The sequence below is a fragment of the Sphingomonas faeni genome (assembly GCF_024273235.1).
In the GTDB taxonomy this organism is placed as follows: Bacteria; Pseudomonadota; Alphaproteobacteria; order Sphingomonadales; family Sphingomonadaceae; genus Sphingomonas; species Sphingomonas faeni_A.
Window position 1 is genome coordinate 115473 of the sequence record NZ_JANBVH010000002.1, and the last position, 17746, is coordinate 133218.

Consider the following 17746-nt stretch of genomic DNA (forward strand, 5'->3'; position numbering starts at 1 on the left):
GGAGGGGCAGGGGGTGGGTTGGCCCGTGAGGTTCGGTTGCGCCTGCCCCGAGCCGACCCACCCCCGGCCCCTCCCTTCCAGGGAGGGGGGAAGGCTTTCGGTCATCATCTGGGTCAATGCGCGGCGCCCCAGCTGAGGCCGGTGCCGATTTCGATTCCGAGGGGGACGTCGAGCGTCACCGCAGGGAGCGCGGCATTGGCCATGACCTGCTCGATCACGGGCTTTGCGGCCTCGACGTCGCCCTCGGGGAGTTCGAACACGAGTTCGTCGTGAACCTGAAGGAGCATGCGGACGTTCGGGAGGCCAGCCTCCAGCAGCGCGGGGCCCATCCGGACCATCGCGCGCTTAATGATGTCCGCGCTAGTGCCCTGGATCGGCGCGTTGATTGCGGCGCGTTCGGCGCCCTGGCGTTCGTGCTGGATCTTCGAGCGGATGCGCGGGAAATGGGTCTTTCGGCCGAACAGCGTGGTGGTGTAGCCGCTCGCGCGGACGCTTTCCGTCGTTTCTACGATGTAGGTCGAGATGCCGGGGAAGCGATCGAAATAGCGGTCGATCATCGCCTGCGCCTCGTCAGCCGACACGTCCAAACGCCCGGCGAGGCCCCAGCGCGAGATGCCGTAGAGGATCGCGAAGTTGATCGTTTTCGCGCGGCCGCGGGTGTCGCGGTTGACCTCGCCGAACAGCTCCTGGGCGGTGAGGCTGTGGATGTCGTCGCCGTTCGCGAACGCGGCCTTCAGCGCAGGGACGTTGGCCATGTGCGCTGCCAGCCGCAGCTCGATCTGCGAGTAATCCGCCGCGAGGATCACGTTGCCGGGCTCGGCCACGAACGCGTCGCGGATCTGGCGGCCGATCTCGGTGCGGATCGGGATATTCTGAAGGTTGGGATCGGTCGACGACAGGCGGCCGGTCTGGGCGCCGGTCAGCGAGTAGGACGTGTGGACACGGCCCGTCGCGGGGTTGATCTGTGCCTGCAACGCATCGGTGTAGGTCGATTTCAGCTTCGACAGCTGGCGCCAGTCGAGCACTTTCCGCGCGATCACGGCGCCGGGCGAATCCTTGTCCGCCGCGATCCGCTCGAGTTCGGTGACGTCGGTCGAATAGACGCCGGACTTGCCCTTGCGACCGCCCTTGATGCCCATCTTCTCGAACAGCACGTCACCCAGTTGCTTGGGGCTGCCGATCGTGAACGGCGCGCCGGCGAGCGCGTGGATTTCGGTTTCGAGGCTCGCCATCTGGCCGGCGAACTCGGTCGAGAGCCGCGACAGTTTCGCCGCGTCGACCTTGATGCCGTGCATCTCCATCTGGGCGATGACGGGGACGAGCGGCCGGTCGACCATCTCGTAGACGCGGGTCGAGCCTTCCGCGGGGAGGCGGCGCTTGAACCGGCGCCAGAGGCGGAGCGTCACGTCGGCGTCCTCGGCGGCGTAGCGCGTGGCGGCCTTGAGGTCGATTTCGTTGAAGGTGCGCTGCGTCTTGCCGGTGCCGACGACGTCCTTGAATGCGATGCAGCTGTGCGAGAGATGCGTGGCGGCGAGTTCGTCCATGCCGTGGCCGTGCAGCCCGGCGTCGAGATCGAAGCTCATCACGATGGTGTCGTCGAACGGCGCGATCTTCACGCCGCCGGTCGAAGCGTACGCGCGCGCCAGGACGATCATGTCGTATTTGAGGTTGTGGCCGATCTTCAGGACGCTCGGATCCTCCAGCAACGGCTTCAGTTTTGCGAGCACGAGCGCGCGATCGAGCTGGACCGGGTTTTCCGCGAGCAAATCCGTTCCGCCATGCGCGATAGGTACGTAACAGGCGAGGTTCGGATGCAGCGCCATGCTGATCCCGACGAGATCGGCGCGGGTTGCGTCGATGCCGGTCGTCTCGGTGTCGATCGCGATCCAGCCCTGATGCCTGGCCACGGTGATCCAGCGGTCGAGCGCGGCTTCGTCGACGACGGTTTCATAGTCGTCGTGCTTGCAGGGCTCGTCCTCGTCCATGTCCGCGACGACGGTCGATTCGGGAACCGGGGCGTCGGCGACGGCGGACAGCTTGGCGAGCAGCGACTTGAAGCCGTGATGTTCCAGGAACGCGCGCAGGGGGGCGTCGGGAATGCCCTTCAGTTCGAGGTCTTCGAGCGGTTCGGGCAACGCGACGTCGCATTTCAGCGAGACGAGCACCTTCGACAGCCGCGCCATCTCGGCATGCTCGATCAGGTTATCGCGCAGCTTGCCCTTCTTCATGCCGTCGGCGGCGGCGAGCACGGATTCGAGATCGCCGTGTTCGAGGATCAGTTTGGCCGCGGTCTTCGGGCCGACGCCGGGGACGCCGGGGACGTTGTCGACGCTGTCGCCCATCAGCGCGAGCACGTCGCCGAGCTGCGCCGGGGTGACGCCGTGGAACTTCTCCGCGACATGCTCCGCGCCGAGCCGGCGGTTGTTCATCGTGTCGTACATGTCGAGCCCGGGCTCGATCAACTGCATCAGGTCCTTGTCGGAACTGACGATCGTGACTTCCCAGCCCTGCGCGAGCGCGGCCTTCGAATAGCAGGCGATGATGTCGTCGGCTTCTAGTCCCTCAGTCTCGATGCAGGGGAGGCTGAACGCGCGCGTGGCGTCGCGGATCATCGGGAACTGCGGGACGAGGTCCTCGGGTGGGGGAGGGCGCTGCGCCTTGTACTTGTCGTAGAGATCGTTGCGGAAGGTCTTCGACGACTTGTCGAGGATGACCGCCATGTGGGTCGGGCCATCGGCGGCGTGGACCTCGTCGGCGAGCTTCCACAGCATCGTCGTATAGCCGTACACCGCACCGACCGGCTCGCCATGCTTGTTGGTGAGCGGCGGCAGCCGGTGATAGGCGCGGAAGATATAGCCGGAGCCGTCGACGAGATAGAGATGGGGCATCGCGCGCGGTCTAGCGGATGCGGGGGCGGGCTCCAATGGCGGAAGCGTGGTTGTTGGGTATCAGGTGGGGAGAAAAGCGGTGGGGTGTTTGGGGGCGCCCGCACGTCTGTAACGAAGCACCACCCCGGCGAAGGCCGGGGCCCAATTGGAAAGGTGGTCGTAACGGCGCGCTGCACTTCGTCATCACCGTCCCCCGATTGGGCCCCGGCCTTCGCCGGGGTGGAGAAAGGTGGGTTGCAGGGTTGGGGCATGCCCGCCTTCTCAATCCTCCCCCGCCAGGGGGAGGTGGCTGGCACTTGCCAGGCGGAGGGGGAGGTAAGGTAAAACCTCTGTTGCGCGTTCCTCCCCCTCCGTCACCTTCGGTGCCACCTCCCCCTGGCGGGGGAGGATCGATATGGCCCGCCCTACTTCTTGATCAGCCCGATCTCGACCAGTCGCTCGTACAGATAATCATGCGCGGTGATCGGCGTCGGATAGCGGTTCGCGTTGTCCGGCGTGATAGTCCCCGGCAGCGTCTCGATCAGGAAGTCGGGCGCTGGATGCAGGAAGAACGGCATCGAATAGCGCGAATGGCCGCGGCGCTCGGGCGGCGGGTTGACGACGCGGTGCGTGGTCGAGGGGAGGACATTGTTGGTCAGGCGCTGGAGCATGTCGCCGACGTTGACGACCATCGCGCCCTCGGGCGGCTTGATCGAGAGCCAGCGCCCATTGGCGCGGTCGAGTAGTTCGAGACCGGCTTCCTCGGCGCCGAGCAGCAGCGTGATGAGGTTGATGTCCTCATGCGCGCCGGCGCGGACGCCCTCGGCATCGGCGGGGATCGGCGGGTAATGCAGCAAACGAAGGATGCTGTTGCCGTCCTTCACCGCCGGGTCGAACCAGTCGGGCTTGAGCTTCAGGTGGCGCGCGATCGCGGAGAGCAGCTTGTCGCCGACACGGTCGAACGCGGCGAAGAGTTCGAGGAAGACCGGCTTGAAACCCTCGGGACGCGTCGGCCAGACGTTCGGCGCCATCGTGGCCGCATAGCGATGACCCTCGGGCAGTTCGCGGCCGACATGCCAGAATTCCTTGAGGTCGACGACCTTGGCGTCCTTGGCGATCTCGGTCTTGAACGGCGTGTAGCCGCGCGCGCCGCCGCCGCCGGGGATGTGATAGCCGCGCTTCTCGTCCTCCGGCAGGTCGAACAACAGCTTGGTCTCGGCCCAGGCGCGCTCGATCAGGTCGGCGGGGATGCCGTGATCGGCGACGATCGCGAAGCCGAACCGCTCGAACGATTCGCCGAACGCAGCGGCGAAGCCGTCGGGGTCGGTGTCCTGCGTGGCGAGGCTGAGCGTCGGGACCTGGGCGGCGGGGGTGTCGAGCATGAGGTTCGTGTCCGGATTGGGGAACGCCCGATATAGGGGATTGGCGGTGCCGTGCCAAATGCCTGGGTTAGGGTTGGTACATTATCTGATGTCCAATGATCCTCCCCCGCCAGGGGGAGGTGGCACCGAAGGTGACGGAGGGGGAGGACACGGAGCAGGCGTTGCACATTCCTCCCCCTCCGTCTGGCAAGCGCCAGCCACCTCCCCCTAGCGGGGGAGGATACTAGGGCCGCCACTCCGTCACCCCGGACTTGTTCCGGGGGCCACGGTTCCGCGCCATCACGTCTTTCGGGTTTGCGGAACCGTGGATGCCGGAACAAGCCCGGCATGACGGAAGGGGAGCGTCAGCCGCTTATGACAATCGTGCCGGTTGCCTTGTCGGTGCCGTCGGGGGCGAGTTCGAGGCGGAAGGGTTTGTTCTCGTCGGTGGTGCCGACCAGGTTCGAGCCTTCCGCATGCACTTGGTAGCCGACCTTGCCGAGCCGCTGTGCGAACCAGTCGCGGACGATCGTCGGCGTTGCCGGGCTGGCGAACGCCACGCGGAGGCCGCCGGCCTTGTCGTCGCCGACGATGTTCAGCGTCTTGATCGACGACCCCGGATACAGTCGCACGCCATTGAGATCGAAATTGCCGGTGTCGATCTTGATCTTCGGCAGCTTCACCGTGCCCTGGAAGCCCGGGACGTCGATCTTCATCTCGCCGGTCTCGCCGTTGATCGCGCCAAGCACGTTGCCGCCATCGGCGTTGATCGACACCGACGCGCCCTCGTTCGAGCGGTCGCAGGCGACTAGTGCAAGCGCGCTGGCGAGACCGACGGCGGCGAGAAAGAGTGGGCGGATCATGGATGCCTCCGAAGTGTGTTGCTATGACAATACAGATAGGAGGCATCGGCGTATCGCGCAATCATCTCGGGATTGCGCCGGTTAGCGGGTTTCGCAAGGCCGGCCGAGCGGGTAAAGGCGCACGCATCATGCAGACCCAGGATCCCCAATCCGACGCGCCGGCGATGCGCGGCGCGCCGATCGGTTTCGTCGAGTTCGTCGCGCTCGTCGCCTCGCTGATGTCGCTGACCGCGCTCGGCATCGACTCGATGCTGCCCGCACTGCCGGCGATCGGCGACTCGCTCGGCGTCGCGACCGAAAACGGCCGGCAGTTCGTGGTGACCGCGTTCGTCATCGGTTTCGGCGTGGCGCAGCTCGTCCACGGGCCGCTCGCAGATCGGTTCGGGCGGCGGACCGTGCTGTTGTGGTCGCTCGTCCTGTATATCATCGCCAATGTCGCCTGCGCGACCGCGGGCAGCTTCACGCTGTTGCTGGCCGCACGCGCGTTCGGCGGCGCGGTGATCGCCGCGGCGCGCGTGGCGACGATCGCGCTGGTCCGCGATTGTTATCACGGGCGGGCGATGGCGCGGGTGATGTCGATTGCGTTCATGGTGTTCATGATCGTGCCGATCCTGGCGCCGACGTTCGGCTGGACGGTGCTCCAGTTCGGCGACTGGCGCGCGATCTTTTGGACCGTGGCGGTGCTGACGCTCGGCGTGTTCGTGTGGTTCTACCTGCGGATGCCGGAGACGCTGGCGCCTGAGAATGTTCTGCCTATTACCCCCCGCCGCATCCTGAGCGACTGGCAGCAGACGCTCGTCGACCGCAATTCGCTGGGCTACACGCTCGCGTCGACGGCGTTGATGGGCGCGCTGTACGGCTATCTCAATTCGATCCAGCAGATCATGGCGGACGTGTTCCACAAGCCGACCTTGCTCGCGCTGATCTTCGCGACGACGTCGGTGACGATGGCGGCGTGCAACCTGCTCAACTCGCGGATCGTGATGCGGCTGGGGACGCGTCTCATCAGCCACGGCGCTCTGTCGGTGCTGATCCTGGTGTCGCTGGTGCATCTGTTCGCGATCGAGATCGGCTTCGAGACGCTGGTCAGCTTTGCTGTCTTCCAGGCGCTGACGCTTGGCTGTTTCGGGCTGGCGACGTCGAACTTCTCGGCGATGGCGATGGAGAATATGGGCCGGATCGCCGGCACCGCATCGAGCGTGCAGGGGTTCCTGAGCGTGACGATCGGCGCTGTCATCGGCGCGCTGATCGGGCAGGCGTTCAACGGCACGACGGTGCCGCTGGTCGCGGGGTTCCTGGTCGCAGGGCTCGCCGCGCTGGTCGCGATCCTGATCACCGAGCGGGGTCGCTTGTTCCGGCCTGCGTCGACGGCGCCCGTCCGAGCTTGAAGGAACCACCGCGCACGTCCACCGTTCGCATCCGGTAGGCTCGCAACACGCGGGCATCCTGGAACGAGGGAGTGTGACCATGGGCGGACATCAGGTGCCGAGTGCCGGTTCGGGCGACGACGGTTATGACGAAGAGGGCTATGACGAGAGCCAGCGCGCAGAAATCCTCGAAGCGACCCGCAATGGCCCTAGCGACGGCATCATCCTGACCGACCTCGAACCCGATCTGGGCGAAGATGACACGGACGACGAGTCGATCGACGAGACCAAGATGGACTCCGAAGAGGTCGGCGAGACCGACTCCTCCGTCACGATGGACGAGGACGACATGGACGAGGACGACGTCCAGGACGAACTCGACGATGGCAGCATCGACGACGACGAAGACCTGGACGATGCCGACGACGTCGCGCTGAAGCCCTGATCCGTACGCGACGCGCCCCAGAGCGGGCGCGTCGCTATCCGCCCGCGTTTGCCAGCACGGCGAGATCGCGGGCGTCGAACGCCGCGCCGGTCGCATCGCCCGGTTGCGCGGTCGCCCCTCCCGACGCAGCGTTCGTCGGCGGTTCCGGGGCATCGGCGGCGACGTTATAGGCGGTCCACAGGATTCCTGCCGACCAGACCAGCGCCGCCCAGCGGCTGCGAAAAAGACGCGAAAAGCCCATTCATGCTGCATTGCACACCGGGTCTCACCGGCGCGTGAACGAATTGCCTTAGCTCGGGCGCAGGCTGTTTTCTGCCACTTTTCCGCTGTATTTTGGCAGCTTGAGCGCCGTTATTGACATGGTTCGTTCATCCAACTGACAGGAACCGTTGCTGTAACGCAACACAACGGAACAGTTCCCTGAATGTGACGTTTTTTGTGCAACCATGTGCTCGCCGGCCTGTTTCGACATGCCTGGACCAAACCGACGCACCGTGCAGTCGGGGATCCACGCAACATACGGTATAAGGTAAACTCACATGCGTAAGCTTTCCCTGGCAATCGCCCTCGCCGCTGCAACGGTCGCAGTTCCCGCCTTCGCGCAGGACATGTCGGCACCGGCCCCCACCGACAACAGCGCGCAGCCCGGCGAAGCAGCCGCTCCGGACGGCTCGAAGGCTTTCGGCATCGAGCCGTATTTCGGCATCATGGGCGGTTGGGAGCAGTTCGACAACGAGCGCGGCCACGGCATCCCGCAGGCGCTGAACGCCGATGGTTCGACCCGTCGCAGCTACAAGCCATCGGGCTCGCTGGTTCAGGGCGTCCTCGGCGTCAACATCCCGCTCGGCCCCGTGTTCGTCGGTGCTGAAGGCAACGTCATCAAGGGCATCGAAGGCAACATCGATTGGGAATATGGCGCAGCAGGCCGTTTCGGCTTCCGCGCTGGCGACAGCGGCCTGATCTACGGCAAGGTCGGCTACCAGTGGGTCAACTTCGACAAGTTCTCGGCACTGTCGACCAACGGTGGCAACACCAACCGTGACTACAGCGCGATCACCTACGGCATCGGCGCAGAAGTCGGTCCGCAGAGCATCGGCCTGAAGGGCATCACCGGCAACGCAGGCTTCCGCATCCGCGCCGAGGTCAACACCTTCGGCGACGCGCAGAGCTTCCGTCCGATGCTCGGCATCATCACGCACTTCTAAGCCCTTGCCTCGCAAGAGGCATAAGCTGGACGCGTAACGGGGGCGGGGAATGGCTAGGGCCATTTCCCGCCCTTCGTGTGTCTGCGTTTCCAGTGGGTTGGCGAGTGAAGTATAGAAAGTATAGACGCTCGCACGTGTATGCACGGGTTCTGCGTGAGAGTGTGCACGGCGACGTGTACCGACGCGCGTATGGGGAAGGGCCCGAGACGAGCAGGGCTGGAACGGCGCTGGAACGGGGCTGGCATGCGCCGAACTGGGCATGTCGAACGGGTGTAGGACAGCGAAATCTCGCGCGTTCGCCCGATATTCACAGCGCCGCTCCGATTTCCGTTCCGGACACCGTGCGCGCGATGTTCACGATGCGTTCGCCTCGTTTCTGACTCCGCTCGCCGCAAGTCGCGGGCTGTCCACAGTGACATCGTCGCGCGCGCGCGTACGCGCGAGGGACGATGGAGTATGTGTTTGATTTCATGCGGTTGCTGACGGGCGACCGCGCAGGCGCCACGCGTCGCGGTGGATCGGCCCGCCGCCCCGCGCCCGGGGTCCTGCTGCAGCTCCGCCTGGTGTTCTACGGCGTACTGATCGGGTTGATGATGCCGGTGATACGCCAGATCGACTGGTCGGCACTGGCGCCGCCCGGCCTGAAGATCGAGTGGCCGACCGGATTCGGCATCCAATGGCCCGCCGGACGGCTGCGCGTGCCCGGCGGCTGGGGGCGACCCACGGACGCCGCCCCACCGGTAGCGCCGACAGCTGCTGCCCCGGTCGCAGCAGCGGCAGCCTCGGCTGCTGCCGCTGCTGCGTCGGCCTTGGCGGGTGGCAAGCCGGTATCGGCGCGTTTCACGATCTGCGGCCATGCCAAGCGAATCGACTGCATGGTCGATGGCGACACGTTCTGGATGGCGGGCACCAAGATCCGGATCGCCGACATCGACACGCCCGAGACTCACCCGCCGCGCTGTGCCGCTGAAGCGCGCGCCGGCAAGGCCGCGACGCTGAAAATGCAGGCGCTGCTGAACGCCGGTCCGTTCACGCTGGTCCCGATCAAGCGCGACGTCGACCGCTATGGACGGAAATTGCGGATCGTCGAGCGCAACGGGGAGTCGCTTGGCGGACTGCTCGTGCAGGCCGGCCTCGCGCGCCGCTATGGCGGCGGCAAGCGCGCCGGCTGGTGTGGCTGGCGCAAGTCGGGCTGATCCCGGCAGGGTCATCCTGACCATTCACCAGCCGTCGCTGCGGATCGCTATCCCTCGATGATCGTCCGGATCTGCGTCGCGAGGGCCTCCATCGCGAACGGCTTGGTGACCATCGACATGCCCGGCTCCAGGAAGCCCGCCGCGAGCGCCGCGTTTTCCGCGTAGCCGGTCATGAACAGCACGCGGAGCCCCGGTCGCATCGCGCGACCGGCGTCGGCGACCTGGCGACCGTTGAGGCCGGGCAGGCCAATGTCGGTGACGAGCAGGTCGATCCGCTCCATCGTCCGTAGCCGTTCGAGACCGGTCGGGCCGTCATGCGCCTCGACCGCCTGATAGCCGAGTTCGCCCAGCACCTCGACGATCAGCGACCGGACGACGGCATCGTCCTCGACCACCAGCACGATCTCGCCAGCATCGGTGACGTGGTCCTGCGTCAGTCCGGGAAGCGGCTCGTCCTGCTCCGCCTCGCCGTAATGGCGGGGAAGGTACAGCTTGACCGTCGTGCCCTGGCCGACTTCGCTGTAGATCTTCGCATAGCCCTCCGACTGGCGGGCGAAACCGTAGATCATCGACAGGCCAAGCCCGGTGCCCTGGCCGATCGGCTTGGTGGTGAAGAACGGCTCGAACGCCTTCGATATGGTGTCCGCGGACATGCCGGTGCCGGTGTCCGAGACGCAGATGCAGACATAATGGCCGGGCCGCACGTCGCGCTGGCTGGCGGCAAAGTGATCGTCGAGATGCGCGTTGCAGGTCTCGATCGTCAGCTTGCCACCGTGCGGCATCGCGTCGCGCGCGTTGATGACGAGATTGAGCAACGAGTTTTCGAGCTGGTTCGGATCGCACAGCGTCGTCCACAGGCCGGCGCCGAGCACCATCTCGAACTCTATCCGTTCGCCGATCGTGCGGCGGAGCAGATCCTCCAGCGATGCGACCAGCGGGTTGGCCTTCACCGGCCGCGGATCGAGCGGCTGGCGGCGCGAGAAGGCGAGCAGGCGGTGGGTGAGCGAGGCGGCGCGGTTGGCGGCGGTGGTGGCGCCGGTGATGAAGCGATCGAGTTCGCCGACGCGGCCCTGTGCGACGCGGCGCTGGACGATCTCGAGGCTGCCGGTGATGCCTTGCAGCAGATTGTTGAAATCGTGCGCGATGCCGCCTGTGAGCTGGCCGACCGCCTCCATCTTCTGCGCCTGGCGGAGCGCTTCCTGCGCCTCGACCAGTTCCTGCGTGCGATCGCGGACGCGCTGTTCGAGGTCGGCGTTGAGCGCCTGCAGGTCGCGCTCCAGCATCTTGCGGGCGGTGACGTCGGCGCCCTCGACGAAGATCCCGACGACCTCGCCGTTCGCATCGCGGATCGGCTGGTAGACGAAATCGAGATAGCGGTCGTCGACCGGGCCGCCCGGTGCGGCCTGTACCGCATAGAGCATGCCGGACGCGGTGAACGCCTCGCCGGTCGCGTAGACATGATCGAGGAGTTCGAGAAAACCCTGCTCGACCGCGTCGGGCAGTGCCTCGGCGACGGTGCGGCCAAGCACGGGGCGGTGGCCGACCAGCTTGTCGTAGCCCGGATTGGTGAGTTCGAAGCGGTGATCGGGCCCGCGCAACATCGCCATGAAGGTCGGCGCCTGGGCGAACATCTGGCCCATCCGCTCGCGCTCGTCACGGAGCGCGCGTTCGATCAGGACCCGCTCGGTACTTTCATAGGTCGAGCAGAACATGCCGGCGACCGCGCCGCTTTCGTCGCGCACCGGCGAATAGGAGAAGGTGAACCAGGTCTGCTCGTCATAGCCCTTGCGATTGGTGACCAGCGGCAGGTTTTCGAAGAACGACGCCTTGCCGGCGAGCGCGCGGTCGACGAGCGGGCCGATATCCGACCAGAGTTCCGACCATATGACATCGAGTCGACCGCCGAGCGCGGCGGGGTGCTTGTCGTAGAGGATCCGCGCGTAATGATCGTTGTAGAGGAAGCCGAGTTCGGGGCCCCAGGCGACGCACATCGCGAATTCCGAGGCGAGCATCAGCGACACGATCGAGCGCAGCGATTGCGGCCATTGCTCGATCGGGCCGAGCGGCGACGACGACCAGTCGTGCGTGCGGATCATCGCCGCCATCTCGCCGCCACCGGTGAGGAAATCGGCTGCAGCGGTCGGCTGTCCCGCCGGGGAGTTCACGTCTGTCGTCATCTCAGAGTCCTGCCGGGTCGCACGCCGCGCCGAAGTATACTCCGATATCGGGTCGATACCGGCTCGGGGCGCCATAATCCACCGGTTGCACGACTCCGGCCGCCACGGGTCGGCGGGTCATCGGCACAGCTCGTCGGCAAGTCGGGTCAGGCTGTCGACGCTGAACTCCCAGTCCTGCGCGTCGTCGGCATCGGGCGCGGGGCGGCCGCCATATTCCAGTGGGCGATCGACATAGGCGGTCTGCAGGCCGGCGGCGCGGGCGGCGGCGAGGTCGCTGTGGTGGGCGGCGACGAGGCAGAGTTCGGCGGGGTCGACCGCGAGCATGCGTGCGGTGGCGAGGTAGGATTCGGGGAGCGGCTTGTAGACGCGGCTGACTTCGGCGCCGAGGATCGCGTCCCAGGGAAGGCGCGCGCGGCGGGCCATGTCGAGCATCAGCGCGATGTTGCCGTTGCTGAGCGTGACGATCGGGTAGCGGGTCTTGAGGCGGGTGAGGCCTTCGACCGAGTCCGGCCAGGGATCGAGGCGGTGCCAGGCATGGGTGAGGTCGACGAGCGTGGCTTCGTCGAGCGCGGCAGGGGCGATGCCGTGGTGGCGGAGCAGGTCTTCGAGCGCCTCGCGGTGGAGCGTGTCGAGGATCACGAACGCGCGGCGGCCGCTGCGGACCTCCTCGAGCGAGGGCTGATAGCGTTTGCGCCAGCCGTCGGCGAAGGCGTGCGGGTCGATGTCGCTGCGACCAAGCCGCGCGAGAACGGGCGCGGCGTCGCGGGCGATGCCGGAGCGCCAATCGACCACGGTGCCGAATACGTCGAAGGCGAGGGCCTTGATGGGGGTGCGCTGGGGCATGGGGGAGAGACGGTATTGGGGGGCGGTTGGTTCCGAGCGGGGGGCGTGAGTGCGTCCCTATGTGGCACTTCGGGCTGTCCAGCACCCGAGTCCTCTCCCACCCCGCCATCTACCACCAGGCCATCTACCACCAGGCTATCCACCACCCCGGCGGAGGCCGGGGCCCAATTGGGAGCGGCGCATTGGCGTATGCTGCGCGCGGTTACCTGGACCTTGCCAATTGGGCCCCGGCCTTCGCCGGGGTGGTTGGTGGTGTTTCCGATCTCCCCTCTCACCGCGGCCCGCTGCCGCCGATCCGTCGGCCAAGACAAGTCCGTCAGCCAACCCGATCAGTCCCCGCAAGCCATTCCCCGCACAACAAGACATTCCCCGCAGAACAAGACCGTCACCAAACAGACCCCGTCACCCCAGAAAAGCCCGTCACCCCGAAAAGCCCGTCACCCCAGCGAAAGCTGGGGTCTTCCGGTTGTCGCGCGTGAGCCTGCCGCACGAGACCCCAGCTTTCGCTGGGGTGACGGGAGAGGCGCTAACCTGACACGCCCCCCGTCACCCCACCCGGCGGATGCGAGCCGCCTGGCCGGGGTTCAGCCGGTCCAGATTGAACGCCTCGTCGAACTCGATCCCCGCCTTGCCGCCATGCGCCCAGCGGACCCGGGCGGGGGTCATCTGGTTTTCGAGGAGTTCGATCTGGATCTCGATGCCGTCGGGGTTGCCGTCGAACTTCAGGCCGTCGAGCATCGCGCCCGAGGTCGAGATGTCGCGGATCCGGACGTCGCCGTGGATGCCGTCGAGCAGGATGCGGGCGGAGCGGAGCATCTTGTGGCGGCGGGCGCGGCTGACCTTGAAGCCGCTGGCGGTTGCCGCACCGTTCTCGACGCCCAGTTGCCGCAGCGCCTCTTCCGCGCGGACCGGGCGGCCATAGACATAGCCCTGGATGTGGCTGCACCCGAGATCGCGCAGCAGGTCGATCTCGTCCTGCACCTCGACTCCCTCGGCGGTCGTCTCCATGCCGAGCGTGTCGGCGAGCGTGACGATCGCCTTGATGATCGCGGCGTTGCGGTTGCCCGGCTCGGCGGCGCCCTTCACGAACGACTGGTCGATCTTGATCTTGTCGAACGGGGCGTTGCGCAGATAGCCGAGCGACGAATAGCCGGTGCCGAAATCGTCGAGCGCGAGCCGGACGCCTACGCCCTTGAGCGCCCTGAACATCTGTTCGGACGAGCGCGTCTCGTCGAGGAAGACGCCCTCGGTGATCTCGAGTTCGAGCCGGCCCGGGGCGATCCCCGACTGCGCCAGCGCGCTGGTGACGAGTGCGGGGAGGACCGGGTTGGCGAACTGGATCGGCGAGACGTTGACCGCGACGCGGATCGTGTCGGGCCAGCGCGCCGCCTCGCTGCACGCGGTACGCAGGACCCATTCGCCGATCGCCTCGATCAGCCCGCATTCCTCCGCCACGGGAATGAAGTCGGCGGGTGAGACGAACCCCCGCGTCGGATGGTTCCAGCGGATCAGCGCCTCGTAGCCGACGATCCGGACCGAGTCCGTGCTGACGACCGGCTGGTAGCACAGGTGGAACGCGCCCTCCGACACGGCGATGCGCAGATCGTCCTCGAGCAGCTTGCGAGTCCGCGCGCCCGCCAGCATCTCGTCGGCGAAGAAGCGGTGGACGCCGCGGCCGTCGCCCTTGGCGGCATACAGCGCGAGGTCGGCGTTGCGGACCAAAGTCTCTGAATCCTCGCCGTCGTCGGGCGCGATGGCGATGCCGATCGAACAGCCGATGGTGACTGCGGTGCCGCTGATGAAATAGGGCTGCGACAGCGACGCGATCAGATCGCGCGCCAGATCGGCGAGCGTGTCGCGATTGTCGATGCCGGGCAGCACCACCTTGAACTCGTCGCCGCCGAGCCGCCCGACCAGCCCGGTGCCGCCGACCCCCCGCTGGAGCCGTTGTGCGACCTGTTGCAGCAACGCGTCGCCGGCCTGATGACCCAGCGTGTCGTTGACCGCCTTGAACCGGTCGAGGTCCATCAGGAACAGCGAGGTAGCGCGGTACGGCCCGGTGTTCTGCGCGAGCGTCTTTTCGAGCGAGATTCGCATCCGCTGGCGGTTGGCGAGCCCGGTGAGGCCGTCGAACAGCGCCAGCCGCGTGATCTCCGCCTCCGACTTGCGCTGTTCGGTCAGGTCGCTGCCCGAGCCGATGAACCCCTGGAACCGGCCGAGGTCGTCGACTACCGGACGGCCCGAGATCGACCACCAGCGGTCGCTGTCCGACGCCGCTGCGCAGACCGAATAGTCGGAGAACGATGTCCGCGACGAGATGTGGAAGGCGAGCGTGCGCTCGGTGCCGGGCGTGTCGCTGTCCATCTGGAACAGGTCGGTGAGGGACTGGCCGATCGCGCTGCCGGAGGGGACGAGATCGCGCGCGACCTTGGCCGAGAGATAGGTCACGCGGCCCTGGCGGTCGGCTTCCCAGAACCAGCCGGCGCCGTGCTGTTCGAACTCGGCGATCATCTTGACCGCGACGCAGCCCGCGTTCGAGGCCGCCGCGCGATCGAGTTCGCGCGCGTGGTCGATCCGCGCGAGGCGAAGCGTTGCCGCGATCAGGCAGCCGAGGAACAGCAAGGCGATCGCCACCGGGATGCCGGGCCCGGCGAGGACCGCCAGCGTCAGCACCAGCCCGCCGCCGAAGCCGAGCGATGCGGCGCGGACCGGGTGGAGGCTGACCGCGGTGATGCCGATCGTCCCCGCCACCGCGACCGCGTCGGTGAACCGGATCGGACCGTCGGGCGCCGACGTGATGACCCACAGCAGCGCGGTCAGCATCGCCGCCATCGCCGCCGCGCAGAGCGTCACGATCCGGTTGCGCTTGTAGGGCGCGAGCGCGACGAGCGCCGGCAGGCGGACGGTCGCGAAGATCGACAGCGAGGCCGCCAGAAGGATCGCGCACTGCGCGGCGATCCCGATGATGCCGACCTGCGTATCGTCCACGCCGAATGCGGCCAGGCCGATCAGCAACGCGCAGGCGATGCCTTGAATCGCCAGCGTGAACGGCCAGACCGCGGCGATCTGCGCGAGCTTCAGCACGAACAGATCGGTCACCTGATCGCGGTCGTCCTCGCTCAGCCCGAACAGCCCGCGCAGGGCAAGGCCGTGCGGGCGGCTATGCGCACGGCGATCGGCGGTGGGAAGCGGCGCGTACATCGGGGGTATCCTGCGGATTCGAGACGGTCCGGGCCTATGCGGCGACGCAGGCCCCAGGGCTGGAGCGAACGCGGTCGTGGTACCCGGTCGTCCACCAATCGACCCGAAGTGGTTTTTTAAGCGTAAACAGGAAGTTTAGTTCTGGGGATAGCTATGCGTGCTGTCGCGTTGAGGGTCCGATTCCCTTTTGCGAGGCATTCCCCATGAGCGTCGTTTCCAACATCACCGCCGCCCTCGGACTGGGCAAGAAGAAGGTCCGCTATGCGATCGTCGGGCTCGGCGACATCTCGCAGGCATCGATGATGCCCGGCGTCGCGCATACCGGTAATTCCGAGATCACCGCGCTGGTCACCGACGATCCGGTCAAGGCGCGTGAACTCGGCAAGACCTACGGCGTCGAGGCGACCTATCGCTACGACCAGTTCGACGAACTCCTCGCCTCCGGGCTGATCGATGCGGTCTATCTCGGGACGCCGAACTGGCGGCATGCCGAGTTCGCGATCCCGGCGCTGAAGGCGGGCATCCACGTCCTGTCCGAGAAGCCGCTCGAGATTTCGGTCGAGAAGGCCGAGGCGATCCGTGACGCCGAGCGCGCATCGTCCGCCAAGCTGATGACCGCGTACCGGCTGCATTTCGAACCCTCGACGCTCGATGCGATCCGGCGGATCCGGAGCGGCGAACTGGGCGAGCTGATCGCGTTCACCTCGTGCTTCACGCAGAAGGTCGATCCGGCCAATCACCGCGTGAAGAACGGCGTGCAGGCCGGGCCGCTGTTCGACATGGCGCCGTATCCGATCAACGCGACTCGCTATCTGTTCGGGGCCGAGCCGACCGAAGTGGTCTCGGCCGTCGCCACGCGGCATCCTGAACTGGGGTTGGGAGACCTCGACGACACGTTCGCGGTGACGTTGCGGTTTCCCGGCAACCGGATCGCGCAGTTCACCGTCTCCTATGCGGCCAACAACGTCGACAGCCTGACGATCACCGGCACCGAGGGCAGCATCCACATGGACCCGGCCTATGGCTTCGGCGACGCGATGGAGCAGCGCGTGACGATCGGCGAGAAGAAGAGCCATGAGAGCTTCAAGCCGACCGACCAGTTCGGTGGCGAGATGCGCTATTTCTCCGACTGCATCCTCGAGGATCGCGATCCCGAGCCCGATGCCGAGGAGGGGCTTGCCGATCTCCGCGTGATCGAGGGCGTGCTGGAGGCGCTGGAGACGCGCGGGCCGGTGACGTTGCCGCCGTTCGTGCGCTCACGCCGGATTTCGGCGGAGCAGGAGCAGACCCTGTCGCCGATCAAGGAGCCCAAGCTCGTTCACGCCGCCAGCCCGACCGGCTGAGCGGCATGCTCGCCTTCCTCGATTTCGAAGCGTCGTCGCTGGGTAAGAAGAGCTACCCGATCGAGGTGGCGTGGGTGTTCGAGGACGGTGCGTCGGAGAGCCATCTGATCAAGCCTGCGCCGGAGTGGACCGACTGGGATCCGGCGGCGCAGGCGATCCACGGGATCGAGCGGCGGGTGTTGGAGGAAGAGGGCGAGGACCACCGGCTCGTTGCTGCGCGGATGGTCGAGGTGCTGGCGGGGCATGACCTGCTTGCCAGCGCCCCGTCCTGGGATGGGAAATGGCTGAGCACGCTGTTGCGGGCTGGCGGGCAGCCGAAGCGGGTGCTGCGGTTGCGCGATACGGACGCGGCGCAGTTGGAGGCGGCGCGGGCGTGCCTCGCGGGTGTGGAGCCGGCGGCGGTGCGGGAGGCTCTCGCGCGGGAGGTGGTCGGCGAAGTGTCGCAGCGGCGGAACGGGCGGGTGCCGGATCACCGGGCGCTGGCGGATGCGGAGGCGGAGTTGGCGCAGTGGCTGGAGGTGCGGGTCGAGGCGCAGAGGCGGGCGGGGGAGTACCTGTCTTAAGGCACCACCCCGGCGAAGGCCGGGGCCCAATTGGGAGAGGTTGGTAACTGCATGCAGCGCTTCGTTACTGCGACCTTGCCACTTGGGCCCCGGCCTCCGCCGGGGTGGATGTCTCAGGAGAGACCGAAGCCGCAACACGTTCAAACCCTGTTTCCCCGCGAAGGCGGGGACCCAGACTGGGCTCCCGCCTTCGCGGGAGAACAAGGAGGCGTGTGTTGTCCGGAGTTGAATCAACGCGTTGCCCCCATTCGTCACCCCAGCGAAAGCTGGGGTATCCCGCTTGGGTCGCAGCGCCCGCCTGACCGAGAGATCCCA

Annotated in this window: 13 protein-coding genes; 6 read left to right on the top strand and 7 right to left on the bottom strand. The window is 66.8% G+C overall.

From position 1 onward, the window contains the following. Window positions 1-113: 113 nt before the first annotated feature. The 3 genes from polA to NLI89_RS01480 form a co-directional block, all read right to left on the bottom strand. The gene (gene polA / locus NLI89_RS01470) at window positions 114-2888 is read right to left on the bottom strand and encodes a DNA polymerase I (RefSeq protein ID WP_254685377.1); all 2775 of its coding nucleotides are present in this window, start codon (window positions 2886-2888) and stop codon (window positions 114-116) included. A gap of 404 nt (window positions 2889-3292) precedes the next feature. Continuing rightward, window positions 3293-4249 carry an isopenicillin N synthase family dioxygenase gene (locus NLI89_RS01475; RefSeq protein WP_254685378.1) on the bottom strand — a complete coding sequence of 319 codons (957 nt, stop codon included), beginning with the start codon at window positions 4247-4249 and terminating at the stop codon, window positions 3293-3295. Between the two features lie 344 nt (window positions 4250-4593). Beyond that, window positions 4594-5091, bottom strand: coding sequence for a hypothetical protein (locus NLI89_RS01480; RefSeq protein WP_254685379.1), 498 nt, complete (start codon window positions 5089-5091; stop codon window positions 4594-4596). A 128-nt stretch (window positions 5092-5219) separates the two neighbouring features. Here NLI89_RS01480 and NLI89_RS01485 point away from each other — a divergent pair, with 128 nt between their 5' ends. Both NLI89_RS01485 and NLI89_RS01490 read left to right on the top strand, forming a co-directional pair. After that, window positions 5220-6479 carry a multidrug effflux MFS transporter gene (locus NLI89_RS01485; RefSeq protein WP_254685380.1) on the top strand — a complete coding sequence of 420 codons (1260 nt, stop codon included), beginning with the start codon at window positions 5220-5222 and terminating at the stop codon, window positions 6477-6479. A 79-nt stretch (window positions 6480-6558) separates the two neighbouring features. Further along, complete coding sequence (locus NLI89_RS01490) at window positions 6559-6903, top strand: DNA primase (RefSeq protein ID WP_254685381.1); 345 nt, start codon at window positions 6559-6561, stop codon at window positions 6901-6903. A gap of 34 nt (window positions 6904-6937) precedes the next feature. On the opposite strand, the gene NLI89_RS01495 is transcribed toward NLI89_RS01490, so the two are convergent. After that, window positions 6938-7144, bottom strand: coding sequence for a hypothetical protein (locus NLI89_RS01495; RefSeq protein WP_254685382.1), 207 nt, complete (start codon window positions 7142-7144; stop codon window positions 6938-6940). A 298-nt stretch (window positions 7145-7442) separates the two neighbouring features. On the opposite strand from NLI89_RS01495, the gene NLI89_RS01500 reads away from it, so the two are divergent. Both NLI89_RS01500 and NLI89_RS01505 read left to right on the top strand, forming a co-directional pair. Next, the gene (locus NLI89_RS01500) at window positions 7443-8108 is read left to right on the top strand and encodes an outer membrane protein (protein ID WP_254685383.1); all 666 of its coding nucleotides are present in this window, start codon (window positions 7443-7445) and stop codon (window positions 8106-8108) included. A gap of 449 nt (window positions 8109-8557) precedes the next feature. After that, window positions 8558-9304, top strand: coding sequence for a thermonuclease family protein (locus NLI89_RS01505; RefSeq protein WP_254685384.1), 747 nt, complete (start codon window positions 8558-8560; stop codon window positions 9302-9304). Between the two features lie 47 nt (window positions 9305-9351). Here the strand turns inward: NLI89_RS01505 and NLI89_RS01510 are convergent, their stop codons facing one another. The 3 genes from NLI89_RS01510 to NLI89_RS01520 form a co-directional block, all read right to left on the bottom strand. Continuing rightward, complete coding sequence (locus NLI89_RS01510) at window positions 9352-11481, bottom strand: hybrid sensor histidine kinase/response regulator (RefSeq protein ID WP_254685385.1); 2130 nt, start codon at window positions 11479-11481, stop codon at window positions 9352-9354. Window positions 11482-11598: 117 nt separating this feature from the next. Next, window positions 11599-12324, bottom strand: a complete 726-nt coding sequence (locus NLI89_RS01515) for a haloacid dehalogenase type II (protein WP_254685386.1) — start codon at window positions 12322-12324, stop codon at window positions 11599-11601. A gap of 546 nt (window positions 12325-12870) precedes the next feature. Next, complete coding sequence (locus NLI89_RS01520) at window positions 12871-15525, bottom strand: EAL domain-containing protein (protein ID WP_254685387.1); 2655 nt, start codon at window positions 15523-15525, stop codon at window positions 12871-12873. A gap of 203 nt (window positions 15526-15728) precedes the next feature. Here NLI89_RS01520 and NLI89_RS01525 point away from each other — a divergent pair, with 203 nt between their 5' ends. Beyond that, a complete protein-coding gene (locus tag NLI89_RS01525; RefSeq protein WP_254685388.1) occupies window positions 15729-16868 on the top strand; it encodes a Gfo/Idh/MocA family protein in 1140 nt (379 codons plus the stop codon). 5 nt (window positions 16869-16873) lie between these two features. Next, window positions 16874-17431, top strand: coding sequence for a transcriptional regulator (locus NLI89_RS01530; protein WP_254685389.1), 558 nt, complete (start codon window positions 16874-16876; stop codon window positions 17429-17431). Window positions 17432-17746: the final 315 nt, after the last annotated feature.

Excerpts from the sequence above, each read along its gene's own strand:
- NLI89_RS01490 (WP_254685381.1), top strand. The coding sequence starts at position 6,559 with ATGGGCGGACATCAGGTGCCGAGTGCCGGTTCGGGCGACGACGGTTAT.
- NLI89_RS01510 (WP_254685385.1), bottom strand. The coding sequence starts at position 11,481 with ATGACGACAGACGTGAACTCCCCGGCGGGACAGCCGACCGCTGCAGCC.
- NLI89_RS01500 (WP_254685383.1), top strand. The coding sequence starts at position 7,443 with ATGCGTAAGCTTTCCCTGGCAATCGCCCTCGCCGCTGCAACGGTCGCA.
- NLI89_RS01525 (WP_254685388.1), top strand. The coding sequence starts at position 15,729 with ATGAGCGTCGTTTCCAACATCACCGCCGCCCTCGGACTGGGCAAGAAG.
- NLI89_RS01505 (WP_254685384.1), top strand. The coding sequence starts at position 8,558 with ATGGAGTATGTGTTTGATTTCATGCGGTTGCTGACGGGCGACCGCGCA.
- NLI89_RS01495 (WP_254685382.1), bottom strand. The coding sequence starts at position 7,144 with ATGGGCTTTTCGCGTCTTTTTCGCAGCCGCTGGGCGGCGCTGGTCTGG.
- NLI89_RS01485 (WP_254685380.1), top strand. The coding sequence starts at position 5,220 with ATGCAGACCCAGGATCCCCAATCCGACGCGCCGGCGATGCGCGGCGCG.
- NLI89_RS01515 (WP_254685386.1), bottom strand. The coding sequence starts at position 12,324 with ATGCCCCAGCGCACCCCCATCAAGGCCCTCGCCTTCGACGTATTCGGC.
- polA (WP_254685377.1), bottom strand. The coding sequence starts at position 2,888 with ATGCCCCATCTCTATCTCGTCGACGGCTCCGGCTATATCTTCCGCGCC.
- NLI89_RS01520 (WP_254685387.1), bottom strand. The coding sequence starts at position 15,525 with ATGTACGCGCCGCTTCCCACCGCCGATCGCCGTGCGCATAGCCGCCCG.
- NLI89_RS01475 (WP_254685378.1), bottom strand. The coding sequence starts at position 4,249 with ATGCTCGACACCCCCGCCGCCCAGGTCCCGACGCTCAGCCTCGCCACG.
- NLI89_RS01530 (WP_254685389.1), top strand. The coding sequence starts at position 16,874 with ATGCTCGCCTTCCTCGATTTCGAAGCGTCGTCGCTGGGTAAGAAGAGC.
- NLI89_RS01480 (WP_254685379.1), bottom strand. The coding sequence starts at position 5,091 with ATGATCCGCCCACTCTTTCTCGCCGCCGTCGGTCTCGCCAGCGCGCTT.